General features: G+C 45.9%; 20 protein-coding genes. 8 read left to right on the top strand and 12 right to left on the bottom strand.

The genetic code is table 11. The annotated features are described in order from the left end of the window. Nucleotide 1 precedes the first annotated feature (1 nt). The 6 genes from mlaE to ICW03_RS00505 all read right to left on the bottom strand — a co-directional run bounded on the left by mlaE (nucleotide 2) and on the right by ICW03_RS00505 (nucleotide 11,154). Nucleotides 2-790: a lipid asymmetry maintenance ABC transporter permease subunit MlaE gene (gene mlaE, locus ICW03_RS00530; RefSeq protein ID WP_215348204.1), complete on the bottom strand. Its 789-nt coding sequence runs from the start codon at nucleotides 788-790 to the stop codon at nucleotides 2-4. Continuing rightward, nucleotides 787-1,641, bottom strand: coding sequence for an ABC transporter ATP-binding protein (locus tag ICW03_RS00525; RefSeq protein WP_215348203.1), 855 nt, complete (start codon nucleotides 1,639-1,641; stop codon nucleotides 787-789). Before ICW03_RS00525 ends, mlaE begins: the two co-directional genes overlap by 4 nt. A 9-nt stretch (nucleotides 1,642-1,650) precedes the next feature. Then, entirely contained in the window at nucleotides 1,651-3,114 is a 1,464-nt protein-coding gene (locus ICW03_RS00520; protein ID WP_215348202.1) for a glutamate synthase subunit beta, read from the bottom strand. A gap of 47 nt (nucleotides 3,115-3,161) precedes the next feature. After that, on the bottom strand, nucleotides 3,162-7,907 hold the full coding sequence (locus ICW03_RS00515; RefSeq protein WP_215348201.1) for a glutamate synthase-related protein: 4,746 nt from the start codon (nucleotides 7,905-7,907) through the stop codon (nucleotides 3,162-3,164). Nucleotides 7,908-8,100: 193 nt separating this feature from the next. Continuing rightward, nucleotides 8,101-8,805, bottom strand: coding sequence for a transposase (locus ICW03_RS00510; protein WP_215348200.1), 705 nt, complete (start codon nucleotides 8,803-8,805; stop codon nucleotides 8,101-8,103). Nucleotides 8,806-8,817: 12 nt separating this feature from the next. Further along, nucleotides 8,818-11,154, bottom strand: coding sequence for a penicillin-binding protein 1A (locus ICW03_RS00505; RefSeq protein WP_215348199.1), 2,337 nt, complete (start codon nucleotides 11,152-11,154; stop codon nucleotides 8,818-8,820). Nucleotides 11,155-11,259: 105 nt separating this feature from the next. Here ICW03_RS00505 and ICW03_RS00500 point away from each other — a divergent pair, with 105 nt between their 5' ends. The 4 genes from ICW03_RS00500 (at nucleotide 11,260) to aroB (ending at nucleotide 14,736) form a co-directional block, all read left to right on the top strand. After that, entirely contained in the window at nucleotides 11,260-11,991 is a 732-nt protein-coding gene (locus ICW03_RS00500; RefSeq protein WP_215348198.1) for a hypothetical protein, read from the top strand. 116 nt (nucleotides 11,992-12,107) lie between these two features. Further along, nucleotides 12,108-13,100: a secretin and TonB N-terminal domain-containing protein gene (locus tag ICW03_RS00495; RefSeq protein WP_251374416.1), complete on the top strand. Its 993-nt coding sequence runs from the start codon at nucleotides 12,108-12,110 to the stop codon at nucleotides 13,098-13,100. Nucleotides 13,101-13,112: 12 nt separating this feature from the next. Next, nucleotides 13,113-13,637, top strand: a complete 525-nt coding sequence (locus ICW03_RS00490) for a shikimate kinase (protein ID WP_215348197.1) — start codon at nucleotides 13,113-13,115, stop codon at nucleotides 13,635-13,637. Nucleotides 13,638-13,653: 16 nt separating this feature from the next. Further along, the gene (aroB, locus tag ICW03_RS00485; RefSeq protein ID WP_251374478.1) at nucleotides 13,654-14,736 is read left to right on the top strand and encodes a 3-dehydroquinate synthase; all 1,083 of its coding nucleotides are present in this window, start codon (nucleotides 13,654-13,656) and stop codon (nucleotides 14,734-14,736) included. Here aroB and cyaY read toward each other — a convergent pair. Beyond that, on the bottom strand, nucleotides 14,733-15,110 hold the full coding sequence (gene cyaY / locus ICW03_RS00480) for an iron donor protein CyaY (protein WP_215348195.1): 378 nt from the start codon (nucleotides 15,108-15,110) through the stop codon (nucleotides 14,733-14,735). The genes aroB and cyaY overlap by 4 nt on opposite strands. Nucleotides 15,111-15,157: 47 nt before the next feature. Here cyaY and ICW03_RS11665 point away from each other — a divergent pair, with 47 nt between their 5' ends. Together ICW03_RS11665 and lysA are read left to right on the top strand one after the other, a co-directional pair. After that, complete coding sequence (locus ICW03_RS11665; protein ID WP_215348194.1) at nucleotides 15,158-15,349, top strand: lipoprotein; 192 nt, start codon at nucleotides 15,158-15,160, stop codon at nucleotides 15,347-15,349. Next, nucleotides 15,349-16,647 carry a diaminopimelate decarboxylase gene (gene lysA, locus ICW03_RS00470; protein WP_215348193.1) on the top strand — a complete coding sequence of 433 codons (1,299 nt, stop codon included), beginning with the start codon at nucleotides 15,349-15,351 and terminating at the stop codon, nucleotides 16,645-16,647. The genes ICW03_RS11665 and lysA overlap by 1 nt, the downstream gene beginning before the upstream one ends. Nucleotides 16,648-16,717: 70 nt before the next feature. On the opposite strand, the gene ICW03_RS00465 is transcribed toward lysA, so the two are convergent. After that, nucleotides 16,718-17,434, bottom strand: a complete 717-nt coding sequence (locus ICW03_RS00465; RefSeq protein WP_215348192.1) for a cytochrome c — start codon at nucleotides 17,432-17,434, stop codon at nucleotides 16,718-16,720. A 114-nt stretch (nucleotides 17,435-17,548) separates the two neighbouring features. Here ICW03_RS00465 and yihA point away from each other — a divergent pair, with 114 nt between their 5' ends. Then, entirely contained in the window at nucleotides 17,549-18,214 is a 666-nt protein-coding gene (yihA, locus tag ICW03_RS00460) for a ribosome biogenesis GTP-binding protein YihA/YsxC (protein WP_215348191.1), read from the top strand. After that, nucleotides 18,198-19,220: a porphobilinogen synthase gene (gene hemB, locus ICW03_RS00455; protein WP_215348190.1), complete on the top strand. Its 1,023-nt coding sequence runs from the start codon at nucleotides 18,198-18,200 to the stop codon at nucleotides 19,218-19,220. The genes yihA and hemB overlap by 17 nt, the downstream gene beginning before the upstream one ends. A gap of 32 nt (nucleotides 19,221-19,252) precedes the next feature. On the opposite strand, the gene dsbD is transcribed toward hemB, so the two are convergent. The 4 genes from dsbD to rpoA all read right to left on the bottom strand — a co-directional run bounded on the left by dsbD (nucleotide 19,253) and on the right by rpoA (nucleotide 22,741). Continuing rightward, nucleotides 19,253-20,932, bottom strand: coding sequence for a protein-disulfide reductase DsbD (gene dsbD / locus ICW03_RS00450; protein WP_215348189.1), 1,680 nt, complete (start codon nucleotides 20,930-20,932; stop codon nucleotides 19,253-19,255). Then, nucleotides 20,929-21,279 (bottom strand): divalent-cation tolerance protein CutA, encoded by a 351-nt coding sequence (gene cutA / locus ICW03_RS00445; protein WP_215348188.1) that lies wholly within the window; start codon nucleotides 21,277-21,279, stop codon nucleotides 20,929-20,931. Before cutA ends, dsbD begins: the two co-directional genes overlap by 4 nt. A gap of 69 nt (nucleotides 21,280-21,348) precedes the next feature. Then, nucleotides 21,349-21,744: a 50S ribosomal protein L17 gene (rplQ, locus tag ICW03_RS00440; protein WP_068320139.1), complete on the bottom strand. Its 396-nt coding sequence runs from the start codon at nucleotides 21,742-21,744 to the stop codon at nucleotides 21,349-21,351. Between the two features lie 16 nt (nucleotides 21,745-21,760). After that, nucleotides 21,761-22,741 carry a DNA-directed RNA polymerase subunit alpha gene (gene rpoA, locus ICW03_RS00435; protein ID WP_215321281.1) on the bottom strand — a complete coding sequence of 327 codons (981 nt, stop codon included), beginning with the start codon at nucleotides 22,739-22,741 and terminating at the stop codon, nucleotides 21,761-21,763. Between the last annotated feature and the right edge of the window lies 1 nt (nucleotide 22,742).

The following is a 22,742-nucleotide window of genomic DNA, read 5'->3' as shown; positions in this document are numbered from 1 at the left end:
TCTAATTTGAGAACATCATCGCGGTTAGCAAGAAATCCAATGCTAAAACCGATAAAGAAGAGATCACCACCGTACGGGTAGTCGCTTGCGAAACGCCTTCAGGCGTAGGCTTAGATTCATAACCTTGATAGAGGGCAATAAAAGTTACTGCCACACCAAACACCATGCTTTTAATTAGGCCGTTACCAATATCCGAAAACAGGTCTACGCCACCCTGCATTTGTGACCAGAAAGCTCCTGAATCCACCCCAATAAGCGGAACACCAACCAAGTAACCACCAAGTACACCTACAGCTGTAAAGATGGTGGCCAATATTGGCATTGAAATAATGCCCGCCCAGAGTCGTGGTGCAATCACACGACCCAATGGATCCACTGCCATCATCTCCATAGCAGTCAATTGCTCACCCGCCTTCATTAAACCAATTTCTGCGGTCAATGAAGTGCCAGCTCTACCAGCAAACAATAAGGCTGTAATCACAGGGCCTAGCTCACGAGTTAAAGACAGTGCGACCAACAAGCCAAGGGCTTGTTCTGAACCATAACGATTTAAGGTGTAGTAACCCTGCAAACCCAATACGAAACCTACAAATAATCCTGAGACCGCAATGATGATGAACGAATGGTTGCCAACAAATAAAATTTGATCGATCACTAAGCGTGGTCTCTTAAGCAAGAATCCTGAGCGCACGATCACCGCTACAAACATGCGGGCAGCCAATCCAAGACTACTTAAGTTACGACGAACAAAAAATCCAAGATCACCAAAGAGATTTAATAGTGCAGTCATAGAGGTCTAGCTCCAAAATCTTCTTCCAAGGTTTTACCTGGGTAGTGGAATGGCACGGGACCATCTGGTGCGGCATCTAAAAACTGTCTGACAAAAGGATCGGTTGAGCGACTTAACTCGTCAGGAGTTCCTTCAGCGCCAATGCGGCCATTCGCAATAAAGTACACATAGTCAGCAATGGCAAAAGTTTCCTCAACATCATGCGTGACCAATAAACTCGTGGCTCCCAGGGCATTATTCAGGTCGCGAATCAGGCGTGCCGTAATACCAAGCGAAATCGGATCCAATCCAGCAAAAGGCTCGTCGTACATGATCAATGGAGGATCTAGTGCAATCGCCCTAGCAAGTGCAACACGTCGCGCCATACCACCAGAAATTTGAGCGGGCATTAAATCACGTGCGCCACGCAAACCGACAGCATTGAGTTTCATCAATACCAATGAATGTAAGAGCTCTTCACTTAAGTCGGTATGCTCGCGGAGTGGAAAGGCAACGTTTTCAAAAACACTGAGATCGGTAAATAAAGCGCCAAACTGAAAGAGCATGCCCATCCGTCGACGAGCGGCCATCAACTCAGCACCACTCATCTTGCCAATATCTTGACCTTCAAACAGAACTTGACCCGATTGGGCCATATATTGACCACCGATCAGACGAAGAATGGTGGTCTTGCCACAACCAGAGCCGCCCATAACAGCAACTACTTGACCGCGTCGAAACTCCATATTGAGTCCCGACAAAATTTGCCGCTCACCTGCAGCGTAGGAAAAGTTGACGTCTTTAATAGAGACGACAACCTCGCCTGCAGCTTGCTTGCTTACATCCAAAGAGTTTGGCCGGCCACTGTTCATATCCTCACATTATCGAGGTAAAACAGAAGACCCCATTAAATATTCATCAACTGAACGGGCGCATTGGCGGCCTTCACGAATCGCCCAAACCACCAGAGACTGTCCGCGACGCATATCGCCAGCGGCAAACACCTTGGGAACGTTCGTTTGATAGGCATTTTGACCATCTACGGTCGCTTTAGCATTGCCACGAGCATCTTTTTCAACACCGAAAGCATTCAGCACTTGCTGAACTGGAGACACAAAGCCCATCGCCAAAAGCACTAAATCTGCCTTAATCTCAAATTCAGAGTTTGGCACTTCTGACATCTTGCCGTCTTTCCACTCCAAACGTACGCCAATTAATTTCTCTACTTTGCCGTTTTTACCTTCAAAACGTTTAGTTCCAACAGACCAGTCACGATCACAACCTTCTTCGTGAGAAGAGGATGTGCGCAACTTTGTTGGCCAATATGGCCATACCAATGGCTTGTTTTCCTCTTCAGGAGGTTGTGGGAGTAGTTCAAACTGAGTAATCTTGGTAGCGCCATGGCGGTTAGAAGTACCTACACAATCAGAGCCTGTATCACCACCACCGATAACTACAACATGCTTATCAGTCGCACGAATTTCATTTTTGAAATCACCTGCATTTTCTTTGTTCTGTGGAATCAAGAACTCTAATGCATAGTGGACACCAGCTAACTCACGGCCTGGCACGGGCAAATCACGTGGCTGCTCTGCGCCGCCAGTAATTACAACCGCATCAAAATCTTTCATCAACTGTTCAGGCGAAACAGTCTTGGTAGAGTAATTTTTTACTTCAGCACCAATTGCTTCTTTACCAACAAAAACACCAGTCTCAAACTTTACGCCTTCTGCTTGCATCTGTTCAACACGACGGTCAATCAACCACTTTTCCATTTTGAAATCAGGAATACCGTAGCGGAGCAAGCCTCCAACACGGTCATTCTTTTCGAATACAGTCACATCGTGACCAACACGAGCCAATTGCTGTGCAGCTGCCATACCCGCAGGTCCACCGCCAACTACTGCTACTTTTTTACCAGTCTTGGTCTTGGGTGGTTGAGGTTTAACCCAACCACTTTCCCAGCCTTTATCAATGATGGCGTGCTCAATAGACTTGATGCCAACTGCCGTGCTATTAATCCCTAAAGTACATGCAGCTTCACAAGGAGCGGGACAAATACGGCCAGTAAATTCTGGGAAGTTATTAGTTGATTGCAAAACATCTAATGCATTCTTCCAATCGCTATGAAATACCAAATCATTGAAGTCAGGAATGATGTTATTCACAGGGCAGCCGTTATTGCAGAACGGGATGCCGCAATCCATACAACGCGCGCCTTGAACTTTAGCTTCTTCATCGGTTAAAGCGGCGACAAACTCTTTGTAATGATGGAGGCGTTTAACCGGCGCTTCGTACGTCTCACCGACGCGCTCAAACTCCATAAATCCTGTGACCTTACCCATATCGAATCCTTAGTATCTTTTCTTAATGTCTTTATTAATTAAGTGGCTTATGCCGCAACTGTTTTGTTTTGAGATTTTTCCCACAACTCACCTAGAGCACGCTTGTACTCAGTTGGGAGAACTTTCACAAAACGTCCGCGGGCACTTTCCCAGTCAGCCAAGAGTGCTTTAGCGCGCTCAGAGCCTGTGTGGCGGAAATGACGCTCAATCAAGCCCTTCAAAATTTGCTCGTCTGTTAAGCGCTCACCACCATCTTTAACATCGACAGGGGCATGCCACTCAGACTTCGGCATCTTGGCAATCTGCTCAGCAGAAGGCAGTACTTTTTCCAAGGTAGCCATGCTGGTGTTGCAACGCTTATCGAACAAACCATCTTCGTCGTAAACATAAGCAATGCCACCGCTCATACCTGCAGCAAAGTTACGGCCTGTTGCGCCCAATACAACTACTGTGCCACCAGTCATGTACTCACAACCATGGTCGCCAGTACCTTCAACAACTGTTGTAGCACCAGAGTTACGCACCGCGAAACGCTCACCAGCTACACCGTTAAAGAATGCCTCGCCAGCAATCGCACCGTAGAGAACGGTATTGCCAACAATGATGTTCTTCGCTGTATCGCCACGGAACTCATGCGGAGCACGAACAATCACACGACCACCAGACAAACCTTTACCAACGTAGTCATTACCATCGCCAACCAAATCTAAGGTGATGCCGCGAGCCAAGAAAGCTGCGAAGCTTTGACCGGCAGTGCCATTCAACTGAATATGAATAGTGTCATCTGGCAAACCTGCATGGCCATAACGCTGAGCCACCTCACCTGAGAGCATTGCGCCAACCGTACGGTTCACGTTCTTAACAGGAACAATGAAAGATACCTTCTCGCCACGCTCTAAGGCAGGCTCACTCTTCTCAATCAAGATATTGTCGAGTGCACTAGCTAAGCCGTGATCCTGCGTCAACACTTGGTAACGTGGAACTTCAGCAGCAACCTGTGGCTCAGCAAAGATCTTGCTGAAATCCAAGCCGTGTACTTTCCAGTTCTCAATACCTTTGCGGGTATCTAACAAATCAACGCGACCAATTAAGTCATCAAACTTACGAATGCCTAATTGCGCCATGATTTCACGAGCTTCTTCAGCAATAAAGAAGAAGAAGTTCACAACGTGCTCTGGCTTCCCTGAGAATTTCTTACGCAATTCAGGGTCTTGAGTAGCAACACCAACTGGACAGGTATTCAAATGACACTTGCGCATCATGATGCAACCCTCTACTACCAATGGCGCTGTAGCAAAACCAAACTCATCCGCGCCCAATAAAGCGCCGATCACTACGTCGCGACCAGTTTTCATTTGGCCATCAGCCTGAACACGAATACGACTACGCAATCCATTAAGCACCAATGTTTGCTGTGTTTCAGCCAAACCAAGTTCCCATGGGGAACCAGCATGCTTGATTGAAGACAGTGGGGATGCGCCAGTACCACCATCGTGGCCAGCGATCACAACGTGATCTGCTTTTGCTTTTGCAACACCAGCAGCAACAGTACCAACGCCCACCTCAGAAACCAACTTCACAGAAACGTCGGCTTTTGGATTGACGTTTTTCAGGTCATGAATCAACTGAGCGATATCTTCAATAGAATAAATGTCGTGGTGCGGAGGTGGAGAAATCAAACCAACGCCCGGTACTGAGAAACGCAACTTACCGATGTAGTCAGAAACTTTACCGCCAGGTAATTGACCGCCTTCACCAGGCTTTGCGCCTTGTGCCATTTTGATCTGAATCTGATCGGCAGAACGTAAATATTCTGTAGTTACACCAAAGCGACCAGAAGCAACTTGCTTAATCTTGGAGCGTAAGGAGTCGCCATCTTGCAATGGGATATTCGCCTCAACAACATCGCTACCTAAGATGCTTGCTAAAGACTCACCCTTCTTAATAGGAATGCCTTTAAGTTCATTCACATAACGGTTTGGATCTTCGCCGCCTTCGCCGGTATTGGACTTACCGCCAATACGGTTCATGGCAATTGCCAAGGTAGCGTGCGCTTCTGTAGAGATCGAACCCAAAGACATCGCGCCCGTAGCAAAACGTTTAACGATTTCTTTTGCAGACTCTACTTCATCTAACGGAATAGCTTTTGCTGGATCAATCTTGAACTCAAACAAACCGCGCAAAGTCATTTGACGCTTAGTTTGATCATTAATGATGTTGGCGTACTCTTTATAGGTCTGATAGCCCTTCTCAGCGCCAATACGTGTGGAGTGCTGTAACTTTGCAATCGTGTCAGGAGTCCACATATGGTTCTCACCACGGATACGGAAAGCGTACTCACCACCAGCGTCAAGCATATTGGTTAACACTGGATCATTACCAAATGCGGATGAATGCATACGCAATGCTTCTTCAGCCACTTCAAATACGCCGATACCACCAACATTTGATGGAGTGCCTTTGAAATATTGATCAATGATGTCGTGGTTTAAACCAATGGCTTCAAAAATCTGTGAGCCTGTATAAGACATGTAAGTTGAGATACCCATTTTGGACATCACTTTTTGCAAGCCTTTACCAATTGCTTTTACAAAATTCTTCACTGCTTTTTCTGCAGATAAATCACCGGACAAACCTTTAGCCATTTCAGCCAAAGTTTCCATTGCAAGGTATGGGTGAACAGCTTCAGCACCATAGCCAGCAAGGAGTGCAAAGTGATGGGTCTCACGTGCGCTACCTGTTTCAACTACCAAGCCAACGCTAGTGCGCAAACCTTTTTGCACTAAATGTTGGTGAATTGCAGAAGTTGCCAACAATGCAGGAATTGCAACGTGTTTCTCGTCAACTTGACGATCGCTCACGATCAAAATGTTGTAACCAGAGCGCACTGCATCAGCCGCTTCTGCACACAAAGAAGCTAAGCGCGCTTCAATACCAGCCTTACCCCATGAAGCTGGATAGCAAATATCCAATTCATAAGAGCGGAACTTGCCGTTGGTGTAGTGGCCAATGTGACGAATCTTAGTGATGTCGTCAAAATCCAAAATTGGCTGACTAACTTCTAATCGCATTGGAGGATTAATGTTATTGGTGTCCAACAGATTCGGCTTAGGTCCGATGAAAGAAACCAAAGACATCACCATATTCTCGCGAATCGGATCGATTGGAGGATTGGTAACCTGCGCAAACAATTGTTTGAAGTAGTTATATAGTGGCTTGTTCTTATTTGAAAGAACCGCCAATGGGCTGTCGTTACCCATTGAACCAATAGCCTCTTCACCATTCATGGCCATTGGAGCCATGAGGAATTTAATGTCTTCCTGGGTGTAACCGAATGCTTGTTGGCGATCTAATAATTTAGCCGCTGGACGAATGGTAGTTTTCTCATCAATCAAGTCCACTTTGCTGGCATCAACTTCGTCTAACTTCACACGAACAGCATCGATCCAACTCTTATAGGGCTTAGCTTTAGAGACAGCATCCTTTAATTCAACGTCATCAATAATGCGACCTTGTTCCATGTCAATCATGAACATCTTGCCAGGTTGCAAACGCCATTTTTGTACGATCTTGCTTTCAGGAATCGGCAATACACCAGCCTCAGAGCCCATGATGACGAGATCATCATCAGTTACGTAGTAACGAGCTGGACGCAAACCATTGCGATCCAAAGTGGCGCCAATTTGACGACCATCGGTAAATGCCATTGCTGCAGGACCATCCCATGGCTCCATCATTGCTGCATGGTATTCATAGAAAGCGCGACGGTTGTCATCCATTAATGCATGCTGTTCCCATGCTTCAGGAATCATCATCATCATGGCTTGAGCCAATGGATAGCCCGACATTACCAACAACTCTAAGCAGTTATCAAAACAGGCTGTGTCTGATTGGCCCGGATAAATTAGTGGCCAGAGTTTTTGTAAGTCATCGCCAAGCACTGGGGAGCTAATTGCACCTTCACGTGCATTCACCCAATTGACGTTACCTTTTACTGTATTGATCTCACCGTTATGCGCAATCATGCGGTATGGATGCGCTAACTCCCAAGCAGGGAAAGTATTGGTTGAGAAACGTTGATGCACTAAAGCAAGCGCAGACACAGTGCGCTTATCTTGCAAATCTTGATAATAGGCGCCTACTTGGTTCGCTAACAGCAAACCCTTATAAACAATGGTTCTAGCAGACATCGAAGTAACGAAATATTCTTTGCCATGCTTGAGATGCAAGTCTTGAATTGCATGACTTGCTGTCTTACGAATTACATACAACTTACGCTCGAGCGCATCGGTTGTCATGATGTCGCGGCCACGACCAATAAAAATTTGGCGGATGAATGGCTCAGTCAGTTGCACTGTTGGAGACATCGGCAATTTCACATCCACCGGAACATCTCTCCAACCTAAAACTACCTGACCCTCTAAACGAACAGTGCGCTCTAATTCTTGTTCACATGCCAAACGTGAAGCATGTTCCTTTGGCAAGAAAATCATGCCAACGCCATACTCGCCTAATGGCGGCAAAGTTACACCTTGCTTGGCCATTTCTTCGCGATACAAAGTATCTGGAATTTGAATCAAGATACCAGCGCCATCGCCCATCAAGGGATCAGCACCAACCGCTCCCCGGTGATCTAAATTCTCAAGAATCTTTAAACCCTGAGAAACGATCTCATGGGATTTCTTGCCTTTGATGTGTGCTACGAATCCTACGCCGCAAGCATCGTGCTCATTACTTGGGTCATATAAACCCTGAGCGATAGGGCGAAGATCTGTATTTAATTGTGTAGTCATAGTATTTCGAGGGGCGACAAAGGCCTAATTACTTTTGGAGGATCAAATATAGGTGAATACCCATACCGATGCAATAGAAATAAAATGAGTCTGTCCCATTTATTTTGATGTCGCACCAATATGCATTGCTTATATGGGGACAGAGTCGAAATATTCAATATCCCGAATTTATTACTGAGGGGTTTTTATTTCTCTAAGTTATTGAATTAACTGAATTTATTTTCCTGGGTCGTCCACGATGACGTATCACTGAAATCTCAGGGGCATCTTTGAAGAGTTTTTTCGCATAAATATCACTCACCCAAGGTTTAGAGCGAATCAAGGATTCGGTGATTTGACGATCTTCCCAATGGGGCGCACCCTCCTTAACAAAGTTCGCCCAACTCATCTGCCTCTCAAAAGGCGTATTACCTAAACGCCAAAAATACTGATGATCTACTAGCCAGGGTTCGGCGTTGCCTCCAATGTGCGTAGCAAAACTAGTCCAAGTGGAGCTTTGGGGGTTAGATTCAAATCCCGCTCTCACCGGATTGAGTTCTATATAACGTTGGCAACGCAAAAAATAGTCGGGGTCAATCAGGGATGAGCGATACCTCCCCTCCCAGATTGTTCCTGAGCGCTGATGCTGCTTATTGAAAAACTGCGCATAACGACGCCCCAAAGATTGCATAGTTTTTGCAAGGGAGTCTTCGTTTTGCGGGGTCATCAACAAGTGAACATGATTTGGCATCAATGCAAAGGCATGCACTGCACAACCAAATTGCCTTGCCGCCTCGCGCAACCAATCCAAGTAAGTGTGACGATCCTCATCGGTAAAAAAAAGTGTCTCACGGTTATTACCGCGGACCATCACATGCATTGCTTGGCCAGGTATTACAGTGCGAGCTTGCCGTGCCATCTTAGAGGCGAACTACTGCAGTTCGCGTGCACCGCCGCTACTAGAAAATTCTGGGATAAACCAGTCGCCATCAGCTTGAGTTACTCCACTAGGCACTTCACGTGTCTGCTGTGGAATATCCCTTAATGCAGTGCTCATATAAGAAATCCACATTGGCAATGCAAGACCGCCGCCAGTTTCTCGATCACCTAAGCTGGCTGGCTTATCAAAACCAATCCATGCAACAGCAACTACTTTCGGGTTATAGCCAGCAAACCAAGCGTCATGAGAATCATTGGTTGTGCCAGTTTTACCGGCAATATCATTGCGCCCCAACTTACCGCGTGCAGAAGCTGCAGTACCGGTCTTGGTTACTTCTTGCAACATGCTATCCATTACGAAAGCAGTTCGAGCATCCAACACACGAGGAGCATCTTCGCGAGCATGAGTTGGCTTTGCTTCAAACATAACAGTACCTTTAGAGTCCACCATCTTGTCAATCAAGAATGGATCTACTCGATACCCACCATTGGCAAACACACTATAAGCAGAAGCCATTTGCAATGGCGTTACAGAACCCGCACCCAAAGCCATCGTTAAATAAGGCGGGTGCTTTTCTGGTTCAAAACCAAAACGTTGAATATATTCCTGAGCATAGGAGGGACCAATGGCGCGAATGATGCGAACGGAAACTAAGTTTTTGGATTTTGCTAAAGCATTTCGCAAACGCATCATGCCCTCATATTTACCGTCGTAGTTTTTAGGCTCCCAGGCCTGACTACCTGTTTCCATGCTGCCAATCGATAGCGGTGCATCATTCACCATCGTGGTAGGGGTAAAGCCTTTTTCAATCGCAGCTGCATAAATAAATGGCTTGAATGAAGAACCAGGTTGACGGAGGGCTTGTGTCACGTGATTGAATTGATTGCGGCGGAAATCAAAGCCGCCCACCAAAGAAAGAATGGCTCCGGTCTCTGCATTCATAGACACAAACGCAGCCTCAACTTGAGGTAACTGGGCTAACTTCCAAACACCGCCATCAGACAGCAGGCGCACTACCGCTCCAGGACGCAAGCGTTTCTTAGGTTGAGTGCTATCGGTAATTGATGCGGCTGCAAGCTTCATGCCATCACCTTTAATGGTGATGGTGTCGCCAGTGGCAATCATGACCTGCATTTCTTTGGGCTTAACGTCAAGCACAACGCCAGACTGCAAGTCATCCAACTGTGGATAAGCAAGTAACGCTTCGTCAATGGCACGTTGGCGTTTTACAGAATCTTCTGGCAGATTAATAAATCCCTCGGGACCACGATATGCATGACGTAAGTCATATTCAAAAATTCCCTTACGCAGCGCCTTGTATGCTGCATCTTGATCGGCCTTCAAGATGGTGGTGTAAACGTCGATACCCTGAGAATAGATTGCTTCACCATATTGAGTAAAGAGCAGTTGGCGAACCATCTCTGCCGGGAACTCTGCACGGACTGCAAATTCATTCCCAAGACCGCGAATATGTAGCTCTTCAATCATCGCCTTTTGGTAATCCTCTGGCTTGATGTAACCCAAATCTCGCATACGCTGAAGAATGTACTCTTGGCGAATCTTGGCGCGACGGAAGTTGCTAACTGGGTTATAGGCTGATGGTGCCTTTGGTAGCCCAGCTAACATTGCAGACTCAGCAATCGTGATGTCTTTTAGCTCTTTGCCAAAGTAGATCTGTGCCGCACTAGAAAAACCATATGCGCGCTGTCCCAAGAAAATCTGGTTCATGTAAATTTCTAGAATCTTGTCCTTGGTTAACTGAGACTCAATTTCCCAAGCTAGCAATACTTCATAGATTTTTCGACTAAAGGTCTTCTCATTGCTGAGGAAGAAATTACGCGCCACCTGCATAGTGATAGTTGAAGCGCCCTGCGAAAGATGTCCACGTAAATTGGTTAATGCAGCCCGCAAAATTCCAACGTAGTCCACACCGCCGTGAGAATAGAAGCGATCATCCTCAATTGCTAGAACAGCATTTCGCATACTTTGAGGAATTTCATTTAAGGGGATTACCTTACGACGCTCTTCACCGAACTCACCAATTAACACTTTATCCGCCGTATAGATGCGCAGAGGAGTCTTTGGGTTGTAATCAGTTAAGGCTGAGATTTTTGGCAGATTGGGTTTTGCAACCAAAAAGGCGTAGCCCATCAGCAGCATAATGACCACAGCAAAAACTACGCCAATGATCAACAAAGCCTTTACTAGTGGATTGCTTGAATTTTTTCTAGGCAAGCCAGGCTGTACTCGTGTTGGCCGAGGACGTCTATCGGATGGACGGATAGGACGTTGATTGAACAGCGGCTTGTCTTTTGGAGTTAAGGCCATATGCCCAAATTATAGGGTGCTTAGACATTTTTCCTAAAAGCTCCAAATCCCTTGTTTTCCGAATGTTAAAAGCCTAATTTCTGACGTTGGGTTCAAGCTGGGCTGATGGCTTTTCTGGTCTCTAAACTGAAGAATAGGGTCATGCCTGCACGCCACATTTCCAGCCAATCGTTTGATGAAATTTTGAGTGATCTTGGCGATGACCCCGCAATCCCAGATCCCCATGGAATTCGCAAGCCACCCACTCATCCAGACGTCCCCTCCAAAACCTCTGGAAGAGGCAATAACCCCTCTTTCACAGACTCCCTCAACAAACTTCAAATCCCAGGGTCCACTCAAAAAATAATAGGGTTTATTGCGCTATTTTTCGGGATCTTAATAGCGGCAGCAGTTGCAATCTCCCTTGTCTTCAACACACCCAATCAGGAACCTCAAAGCACTCAAGAGGCATCCCAAAAACTCTTAACCGAGCTAAAAAAGGAAATATCTTTAATGCGCGAGGAATTTCATCAAGATCAAGAAGATATATATCTAGGAATAGAAGAAATAGAAGTGAGTATTCACTCATTAATTAATAAAAGGCCTGAAAGCAGAGCTCCAAGCAAACCCAAGGCGCCCTCCCATGAAACCGAATTACGCCGCTGGCGGTATCTGGGCTCAGCACAAATGGGAGGCTCTCATCAGGCATTTTTCAATACCGGAAAAAGCAATATTGCTTTTGAAAAAGGGGTCCAAGTTTTAGGCGAATGGCGTCTTAGCAATATTGAAAATGGCAGTGTAATGCTGTCTCACCCCGAAGGTAAATCTCTGGTGCTGAAAGCCTTCTCAAGCGAATGAACTCCTGCATTCATCTTCTCCAAAAATACTTCAATAGAGTCAGCTTTTCGATTGCATTATTTATGCTGCTTTCACCCAATTTAGTAATTGGAAACTCACCTTCACAAAATCATTTTTTGAGTTCAATTACTCTGCAATTTACGGATATTGAAGTAAGTGAGCTTTTACAGGTTTTGGCTAAATTGGGTAACGCCAATTTTTTATTAAGCGAGTCGATCAAGGGAAGGATTTCGGTCAATCTCAGCAAGACTCCTTGGCAGACCGCTCTCCATTCCATTCTTGCCAGTCGCGGTTTGAGACTTGTTCGCAATGGTGATATTTACTGGATTGGCCCGCATGCAGAAATCCAAGCCTTCCAGAAATTTCGCCGCGATGATGCTGCCCTACCTTTTGGTGGGGATCACATCAACAGCCCAAGACAGATACTGATAGAGGCTCGCATTGTAGAAGCGGATGAGCGCTTTGCTAAAGAGCTAGGGGTAAAGCTGGGATACCAAGCAAATGGGGTGGGCGATCAAAAGCTGGTTGGCAACCTGGACTTGGCAGGTGCTGGATTAAGTGGCTTTAATCCAGCGGCCATAGCTGCAACCTTGGTTTCCAGAAATGGGAGTCGCATTCTTCAGGCAGAGCTTTCCGCCCTGGAATCTGAGGGCCAAGGCAAAATTCTTTCCAACCCCCGAATCATGACAGGCGATCAGGTGAAAGCCACGATTGAGCAAGGCACTGAACTCCCTTATCAGACCTCCAATCAAAATGGCAGCAAATTGCAATTCAGAAAAGCTAACTTAAGACTTGAAGTTCTCCCCAAAATTCATCCAGATGGAAAGATTTCAATGTTAGTAGGCATCAACAAAGACACTGTAGGCATGAAAACAGAGCAGGGATATGCGATTGATACCAAAAGCCTCAGCTCCGAAGTCACCGTTGAAAATGGTGGAACAGCGATCATAGGCGGCATCTTCCAAACCACTGAGCGAGAAGATGAAGTCAAAATCCCTTTACTAGGGGATATACCGCTAATTGGCCATTTATTCCGCCATAAATCCAAATTACAAGACAAAACTGAATTGTTAGTCTTTTTAACTCCGACCGTTCTCGACAAACCCTAATAAAATCGAAGGGTGAACTCTTCGACAAACAATATCTTTCTAATCGGCCTCATGGGCGCCGGTAAGTCCACTGTCGGCAAAGTTTTAGCAAAAAAATTAGGGCGTCGATTTTTAGATGCCGACCACGTCATCGAAGAACGCTGCGGCGTAAAAATTCCCGTCATATTTGAAATGGAAGGCGAGGAAGGTTTTCGTAAGCGAGAGGCACAAGCCATTCGCGAAATAACCGCCGAGAAAGAAATTATTTTGGCAACTGGCGGGGGCGCTGTTTTACTGCCAGAAAACCGTCAAGCACTGAGTAGTCATGGCACGGTTATCTACTTACATGCAAATCCAATTGAACTCTGGCATCGCACCAAAGGTGGCGAGGGCCGCCCTCTTCTTAAGAATGGCGATGCTAAAAAAATACTAGAAAAATTGTACGCTATTCGCGACCCTCTCTATCGTGAAATTGCTGACCACGTGATTGAAACTGGCAAACCGAGTGTTAATCAGCTGGTTAACACCTTAATCATGCAGCTTGAACTCTCCGCATAAATACATTGGCACTATGATGAAAACACTTGAAGTTGATCTTGGCAATCGCAGTTATCCAATCTATATTGGTACAGACCTGATTGATCAGCCAAACTTATTTAGCGCCTGCGAAAAAGCAACCTCAATCTATATCGTCAGCAACACCACGGTTGCCCCGCTCTATGCTGAGCGCCTGACTAAGACCCTCAATAACTTTGGAAAGCCCGTCAGAACAATTGTCTTGCCTGATGGCGAGTCATATAAGGACTGGAAAAACCTTCAGCTCATTTTTGATGATCTCTTGAAGTTTGGTGCCGATCGTCAAACCATGTTGGTTGCTTTGGGTGGTGGAGTCATTGGCGATATGACCGGGTTTGCTGCAGCCAGCTTCATGCGTGGCATTCGCTTTATCCAGGTGCCAACTACTTTGCTTGCTCAGGTTGATTCCTCGGTTGGTGGCAAGACTGGCATCAATCATCCCCTTGGTAAAAACATGATCGGCGCTTTTCATCAGCCGGCGGCGGTCATTGCAGATCTCAATACATTGAAGACCTTGCCTCCACGGGAACTCTCTGCTGGTCTTGCAGAAGTGGTTAAACATGGCGCGATTGCTGACGCACAATTCTTAGATTGGATCGAGGCTAACGCAAAGGCATTATTGGCTTGTGACACAGCAGCTATGGGTCATGCTGTTTTAAGATCATGCGAAATCAAATCTGCAGTGGTTTCTGCGGATGAAAGAGAGGGTGGCATTCGCGCAACCCTGAATTTTGGCCACACCTTTGGACATGCAATTGAAGCAGGCATGGGTTATGGCGAATGGCTTCATGGCGAAGCAGTGGGTTGTGGCATGGTCTTAGGCGCAGACCTATCTCGCCGCCTCAACTACATCAGCGAAGCCGATGTCCAACGTCTCACCAAAATCATCCAGTCGATGAATCTACCAATCGCACCGCCAAAGTTTGGTGCGGAACGTTATATGGAGCTCATGCAGGTTGATAAAAAAACCGAAGGTGGTCAAATCCGTTACGTTGTTTTAGAAAAGATTGGCAAAGCCCAGATTAAAAGCGTAGCCGATGCCCAAGTGATTGAAACCTTGAGTGCTACGGGTGCCGCTTAAATTAGAGCAATCTTGATAGTTTGACCTGCCTGAGCACTTGCAAACTCAGTCAAGTCACTTAAAAGCTCTTTTCCTGTTTTGGTATCCAGCCACAAGGGCTTTGCTACTGTACCTGCCCAACGGTAGTGATATCCGCCCGACTTAGCGGCGACCCAAATCTCATGCAAGGGTGGCTGAGTATTCACCACAATGACGCTTTTATCCTTAAAACGAATGTTGATGACATTGCCACCCTGACGCTCTACATCCAAATCAAGATCCAGAGCGTCATCAGCAGCCTCTAATGCCACCTCTATGGATTGCAATAAATTACTTCCCAATTGATAAAACTGCTTGTCATCAATGGTTTCTGCGCCTGAATTATTTGGATTCATAGTGGAGTCCCGCATGCTATATTCAATCATTCGTTTTAGAGACATTCATGATAGCGATTCTTAATAGAACCTTCTGCCTTAGCCTTTTATTATCCCTTGTTGGGTGTGGGGTAAGAGGGCCGCTATATTTGCCAAATGTGCCTCCAGTTCCACCTGCCCCGACGGAACCAGAACCTAAAGGCAAGCTCTACCCTCCCCAAACGCCTGCCAGCCCAAGCAATTCTTCAACGGCCAAGTAATGACAAGTAAAGCACTCCCAATCCCTCAGCTATCTGGTTTTACCGAAAGAAATGACAGTTGGTATGCCGAAGAAATTCCGCTCGCAGATTTAGCGAAAGAGTTTGGAACTCCGCTCTATGTCTACAGTAAAAAGGCATTGACTGAAGCCTATCAGGCGTACGATAAAGCATGCATTGATGGCAATGGCAAGCGTCGTGCACGTGTTCACTATGCCATGAAAGCCAACAGTAATTTAGCAGTACTTGATTGCTTTAAAAAACTAGGCTCTGGATTTGACTTGGTTAGCGGCGGTGAATTAGCTCGCGCATTAGCTATTGGCGCAGAGCCGAAAAGTTTGGTATTTGCTGGCGTTGGTAAATCCGCATCTGAAATCGGTGCAGCTCTCAAGGCTGGCGTCAAATGCATCAATGTTGAATCCATTGCAGAACTACACAAGATCAACAAAGTTGCTACAGAGCTGAATCTGCGCGCCCCAATTTCTTTGCGTGTAAATCCGGATGTGGATGCACAAACTCATCCTTATATTTCCACCGGATTGAAAGGCAATAAATTTGGCATCGCCTATCACGAGGTTTTAAAAACTTATCGTGAAGCTGCCCAACTTTCACAAATAGATGTGGTTGGCATTGATTGCCACATTGGCTCACAAATCACCACCACCGCTCCTTACCTAGATGCGCTCGATAAAGTATTGGATCTTGTAGCTCAACTGAAAAAAGAGGGCATTGTTATTCACCATTTAGATCTTGGTGGTGGCCTCGGAATTTCTTACAGCGATGAAACTCCCCCAGATATCACTGAATTTACGAACACCTTGTTAAATCGAGTAGCTGAACGTGGTTTTGGCCATCTAGATGTTGTCCTTGAGCCAGGCAGATCATTAGTTGGCAATGCTGGCGTTCTACTAACCACCGTGGAATACTTAAAGCCAGGCACCGAAAAGAACTTTTGTATTGTGGATGCCGCAATGACAGAATTGATGCGTCCAGCCTTATATGAAGCACATCACGGGATTGTGCCCGTCCAAAAGAAAACAGCAACGGCTTTGACTTATGACATTGTTGGCCCAGTTTGTGAGTCTGGCGACTGGTTAGGGAGAGATCGTCACCTTGCGGTAGAAGAAGGTGATCTTCTTGCAATTTTGTCTGCCGGTGCTTATGGATTTGTGATGGCATCAAACTACAACACGCGACCTAAACCTGCAGAGATTATGGTGGATGGCAAGAATGCGTATGTCATTCGCGCGCGTGAAAAAACTACTGACTTGTTTGCTTCAGAAACTGTATTGCCAAATTAAACACTTTGTAAAAGTTTCACGAAATAAAAAACCCGCTACTTGAGCGGGTTTTTTATTTCAACAAATTTGCTTAATGCAAACCAGCGATGTAATCAGAAACTGCCTTCATTTCTTGATCAGAAAGCTTGGTAGCAATCGTAGTCATCTGGCTGCTATTTTTACGAACACCCTCACGGAACGCGAGCAATTGTGCGTTTGTGTAATCAGCCCATTGACCACCTAAGAGTGGATATTGAGCAGGAATACCGGCGCCAGTTGGGCTATGGCAAGCTGCACAGGCTGGCACACCTTTTGCCGCAATGCCCCCACGATAGATGCTTTGACCTAATTCAATAGTGTTCTTATTTTGCGCAACACCTTGTGAAAGTGGCTGCTTAGCCAAATAAGCTCCGATGTTTTGCATATCTTGTTCTGTCAATGTTGCCGCCATACCCATCATCACAGGATTGGCGCGAGTGCCTTCTTTAAAGTTCTTCAACTGCTTAGCTGTATAAGCTGCATGTTGGGCAGACAACTTAGGCCATGTACCAACAGCACTTTGACCTTTAGGTCCGTGGCAAGTTAGGCAAGCTGTTACACCGCGTGAAGGATCGCCATTAGAGTACAGAGCTTCGCCAGCTGCCGCATCGACCTTAGGCTTGCTTGGAACAGCAGCCTTAGCTTCTGCAGCAGGAGCTGCGTCGGCAGCAAAAACCGTGCTAGAAAAGCCAATCAAGGCGAAAATAGAGAAAGCCGCAAAACCAGCACGTAAGCTAGTTAATTTGGAGATTTGAGAGGTTTGACGCATTATGTTTACCTTGGCAAAAATTCCTAAAAGTGTTTGGGCCCTGCATTTACAACTTTTTACCCAACACCATGAGATATTTCATGATTTTGCGTGATTTTACAATAGCTTCTGGACATGTCTAAACTCTTTCAAGCCCGATTCGCCACCACAGTCAATGACACCCATTGCCTGCCTGCTACACCCCTGCGTGAGGTGGCTTTTGCCGGACGCTCAAATGCAGGGAAATCTAGCGCCATAAACGTCCTTTGCAACCAAAAAAGACTGGCTTTTGCCAGTAAAACTCCAGGGCGCACCCAACATATCAACTATTTTGGCCTTTTTGCTAAAGACGACCTCCTGGCGTATTTAGTGGACTTGCCAGGCTATGGCTACGCAGCCGTCAACCATGAGACCAAATACCACTGGAATGCCCTCTTAAGCGACTATTTGCAGGAACGGGAACAACTAGTGGGTATGGTTCTGATTGTGGACTCCAGGCGTGGCATTACCGACCTGGATGAACAAATGATTGAGTGGTTTGTTCCTACCGGCAAGCCAATTCATGTTTTGCTAAGTAAATGCGACAAACTCAACAAAAGTGAGTGCAAGCATGCGCTAGAGGCTGTTCGCAAACAATTGCAACAATACGACCCCGCTTTGGTAGACGGCAATGGTGAGTCTAAGCAACTTACGGCACAATTATTTTCAAGCACCAAACGTATTGGCCTTGAAGAAGCCGACAATATTGTTATTAAATGGTTATTTGAAGCAGAGACTAAAGAAGATGAAATCACCAGCTAATTCATTGCTAAATTTTCCTGGGCATCGCCCTCGTCGTATGCGTCGTGATGATTGGTCGCGCCGCCTCATGCAAGAGAGCAGCGTCTCTACCAATGATTTGATCTACCCAGTGTTTTTGCTTGAAGGTCAGGGTAAATCTGAAGCTGTTGCATCCATGCCGGGCGTGAATCGCCTCTCTTTAGATTTACTTTTTCCCATTGCACAAGAGTGTGTTGGTTTAGGCATTCCAGTGCTTGCTCTCTTTCCGGTTATTGATGCAGCGCTAAAGACACCTGATGGTAAGGAAGCCTTCAATCCAAAGGGGCTTATCCCTACCGCCGTTCGTGAACTCAAAAAACGTTTCCCAAATTTAGGCATCATGACTGATGTTGCGCTTGATCCATATACAAGCCATGGTCAAGATGGTGTACTCGATGAACAAAGTCGCATTCTCAATGATGAGACTACTGCCATCCTGGTACAGCAAGCAGTTGCACAGGCTGAAGCGGGTGTTGATATTGTTGCACCATCAGACATGATGGATGGTCGCATTGGGAAAATTCGTGAAGCTCTCGAACAAAAAAAATTAATTCACACTCGCATCATGGCGTATTCCGCTAAATATGCCTCAGCGTTTTATGGTCCATTTAGAGATGCCGTAGGCTCCGCAAAGAACCTTGGTAAGGCCGATAAAAAAACCTACCAAATGGATTGTGGCAATGGTGACGAGGCTTTGCGGGAGGTTGCCCTCGATATTAGCGAAGGTGCTGATATGGTAATGGTCAAACCTGGTATGCCCTATTTGGATATTGTTCGTCGCGTAAGGGAAGAATTTGATTATCCGACCTATGCCTATCAAGTGAGTGGCGAATATGCCATGCTCAAAGCCGCTGCACAAAATGGCTGGCTAGATCATGATGCCGTAATGATGGAATCACTACTTGCATTTAAACGTGCTGGCGCAGACGGCGTGCTGACTTACTTTGCACTTGAAGCGGCGCGACTAATTAAAGCAGCCAACAAATAATTAAATCGTTATTCGGTTGCTGTATAGCTGCTTTAGTTTTTCAATGCGTTTCTTAATCGATCAAGAAACCGCTGTGGTGGCATATAACCAATGACACGTTGATCTTTTTGCTCTTGAGAATTTTGATCAAAGATCAAAATGCCTGGCGGACCAAACAATCCAAAGCGCTTAAGTAATGCCTGGTTTTCAAGGCTATTTGCAGTTACGTCCGCTTGTAATAAAACAAACTGCTTGAGCTCCTTACTAACCTCTGGATTTGCAAAAGTATTCACTTCCATTTCTTTGCAGCTGATACACCAATCTGCATAAAAATCGAGAAGAACTAATTTCTTTTCCTCTTTGGCTTTACTTAATTGAGCATCAAGCTGTGCGGGTGACTGAATCACCACAAAAGCCAAGTCTCCCACCTGATGAACGCTTTGACCGTTGACTGTTTTCGCGCTTCCCGCAACGTCATTATTTTGCAGCAATGGTGATGCAATCCAAGCTGCAGTAGCAACCAGTAAAACACCCAAAGTTCGCTGTAACCACACCATCCAGATTCCGGTAGAAGGAATCAAGATGCGAGCCTCAACAGCAATGAATAGTAGCGGCAGACCCATTCCTAACGCCATCACAAAGAGGATTCCAGCACCCAAACTCATAGAACCAGTTTGCGCAATAAAGGCCAAAACACCCGCTAACGGCGCTGTAATGCACGGGCTGGCTACTAGAGTAGAAATACCGCCCAAAGCAAAGGCACCAAATACGCTACCGCCCTTTTGGCGCCCTGCTAACCTATCAACATGCTGATGCAACGATTGGGGCAGGCGTAGGTCATATAAGCCAAAAAGACTGCCAGATAGGGCCAATAGTAATAAAGCAAAAGTGGCGAGCGCAAAGGGACTTTGCAGGGCGCGTTGTACGCTGCCCCCCAAGGCCGCCATGAGTACACCAGCCAAGGCGTATACCAAGGCCATTCCCAAGACATAAGCTAACGCTAGAACGCTCGCACGGCCTTTAGAAATAGCTTTCCCACCCTGGGTACCGAAGATAACGCTCGACAAGATCGGCAACATGGGAAGTACGCAAGGCGTAAATGCCAATGCCAGACCCAATACAAAGAACGCTAGAAATAAATACGCGGTTGAGGTGCTTTCTAAAAAGCGGCTGATGGCATTAACGTCATCACGCTCACGCCATAGATCCGCCAAACTAAATTCACTTTTCGTCTGAGTATTAAGTTGAGATACTCCATCTATTACAACATCTGGAATTGGGGCGGCCTTCACACCCGGGGCAGCAAGTAAAAATTTAAGAGTCATGGGTGGATAGCAAATGCCAGCCTCAGCACAACCTTGAAGGGTGACATCCAAATGAACAGGCTGTCCAGCTACAGTCTTAAGATCAAGGAAAACCAAAAATGGATCTTTGTATACCTGCAGTTTTTTCTGAAAAGTTTCATCAAATTTTTCTATGCTTAGCGGCAGTGAAGGTCTTATATTACCTAGCTTCCCAGCCTGTGAACCCGCCTGAAATTTAAGAGACTCTTGATATATGTAATAGCCTTTGGCAGGTAAAAATTCTAGTTCAATTTGATTGGAATTTTCTAGCCAAGTTGCCTCTACTCGAAATGCTTTTTCTGGGGGCAAGAATTCTTTTGCAGCAAATACTTGCGCAGAGAAAAGCAGCAAGAGCGCAAAAATTCTGGCTAAGAAAGAATGTAATTTCATGACTTTGAATTTACCTCAGACTCTACCCACTTCCCGTACTGCTCTTCATATTGCTCAGGAGAAAAGGCTAATATCTCGGGAAGAGCGTATGGATGTGTATTTTTAATAAAGGCGGACAACTCAAGCCACTTTGCTTGAGTTGTCTTCGCTGAAAGCAATGCTTCGCGTTCTTCACAAACCTTGCCCTCCCAACGATAAATTGAGTGAACTCCTTCAATGATTTGCACGCAAGCGGCTAAATTCTGATCCACCAAGGACCTTGCCAAGCCTTTGGCGGCCTCCATATTAGGAAGGCTAGTAAGCAGCACTAAAAGCTTGCTGGAATTGACTGGGAGGTTTTCAGACATTCTGTATTTATAACCTGATAAAAGAAAAAAGCCAGACCGAAGCCTGGCTTTTTACTGTAACCGCGAGACTTAAGCCTCTTCAGCTACTACTGCTGTTTCATCAACTTCTGGGCGATCCACCAGCTCAACTAAAGCCATTGGTGCATTATCACCATGACGGAAGCCAAACTTCAAAATGCGAAGGTAGCCACCTGGACGTGTTGCATAACGTGGACCGAGTTCTGTAAAGAGCTTGGCAACGATATCGCGATCACGTGTGCGATTAAATGCTAAGCGACGGTTTGCCAAGTTGTCTTTTTTACCCAAGGTAATCAAAGGCTCAACAACCATGCGCAATTCTTTAGCTTTTGGCAAAGTCGTTTTAATGACTTCGTGCTCCAAAAGTGAATTGGACATGTTGCGCAGCATCGCTAGGCGATGTGATGATGTTCTGTTTAGTTTGCGTAAGCCGTTTCCGTGACGCATGATGCTTCCTTTCTAATTATTTCTCGAGGTTAGCTGGAGGCCAGCTTTCGAGTTTCATGCCAAGACTTAAGCCACGAGCCGCTAAAACATCTTTAATTTCATTCAAAGATTTGCGACCTAGATTAGGCGTCTTCAACAATTCATTCTCTGTACGTTGAATCAAGTCACCGATGTAGTAAATGTTCTCAGCCTTCAAGCAGTTTGCAGAGCGAACTGTCAACTCGAGATCATCAACCGGACGCATCAACATTGGATCAACCATTGATGAGCGGCTTGGTGCTAAATCACCAGAAACTTCGCTGCTTTCGAGGGCCGCGAATACAACTAATTGATCAACCAAGATGCTAGCTGCTTGACGAATTGCTTCTTCAGGAGATAACACGCCGTTAGTTTCGATAGTCATTACGAGACGATCGAGGTCGGTACGTTGCTCAACACGAGCAGACTCAACAGCATAGCTAACACGGCTTACTGGGCTGAATGAAGCATCCAACACAATGCGGCCAATAATCTTAGTTGCTTCGTCGCTGTACTGACGTACGTTACCTGGAACATAACCACGGCCTTTTTCAACCTTGATCTGCATGTCCAACTTACCACCAGCTGACAAGTGAGCGATCACATGATCAGGGTTCATGATTTCTACATCATGTGGCAAATCGATATCTTTTGCTGTAACAACGCCAGGGCCTTCTTTACGCAAATTGATAGTAACTTCATCACGTGACTGCAACTTAAATACGATACCTTTGAGGTTCAACAAGAGGTTTACTACGTCCTCTTGAACTCCATCCAATGTGGAGTACTCATGAACAACACCAGCAATAGCTACTTCAGTTGGCGCATAACCAACCATCGAGGACAAAAGTACACGACGTAATGCATTTCCGAGTGTGTGGCCATAGCCACGCTCGAACGGCTCCATAACAACCTTAGCTTGGTTGGCGGTAAGCGCTTCAACAGAAATAATCTTTGGCTTGAGCAAATTTGTTTGCATA

The organism is Polynucleobacter sp. MWH-Aus1W21 (assembly GCF_018687275.1).
GTDB lineage: Bacteria > Pseudomonadota > Gammaproteobacteria > Burkholderiales > Burkholderiaceae > Polynucleobacter.
This window is presented reverse-complemented; position numbering and strand designations above follow the sequence as displayed.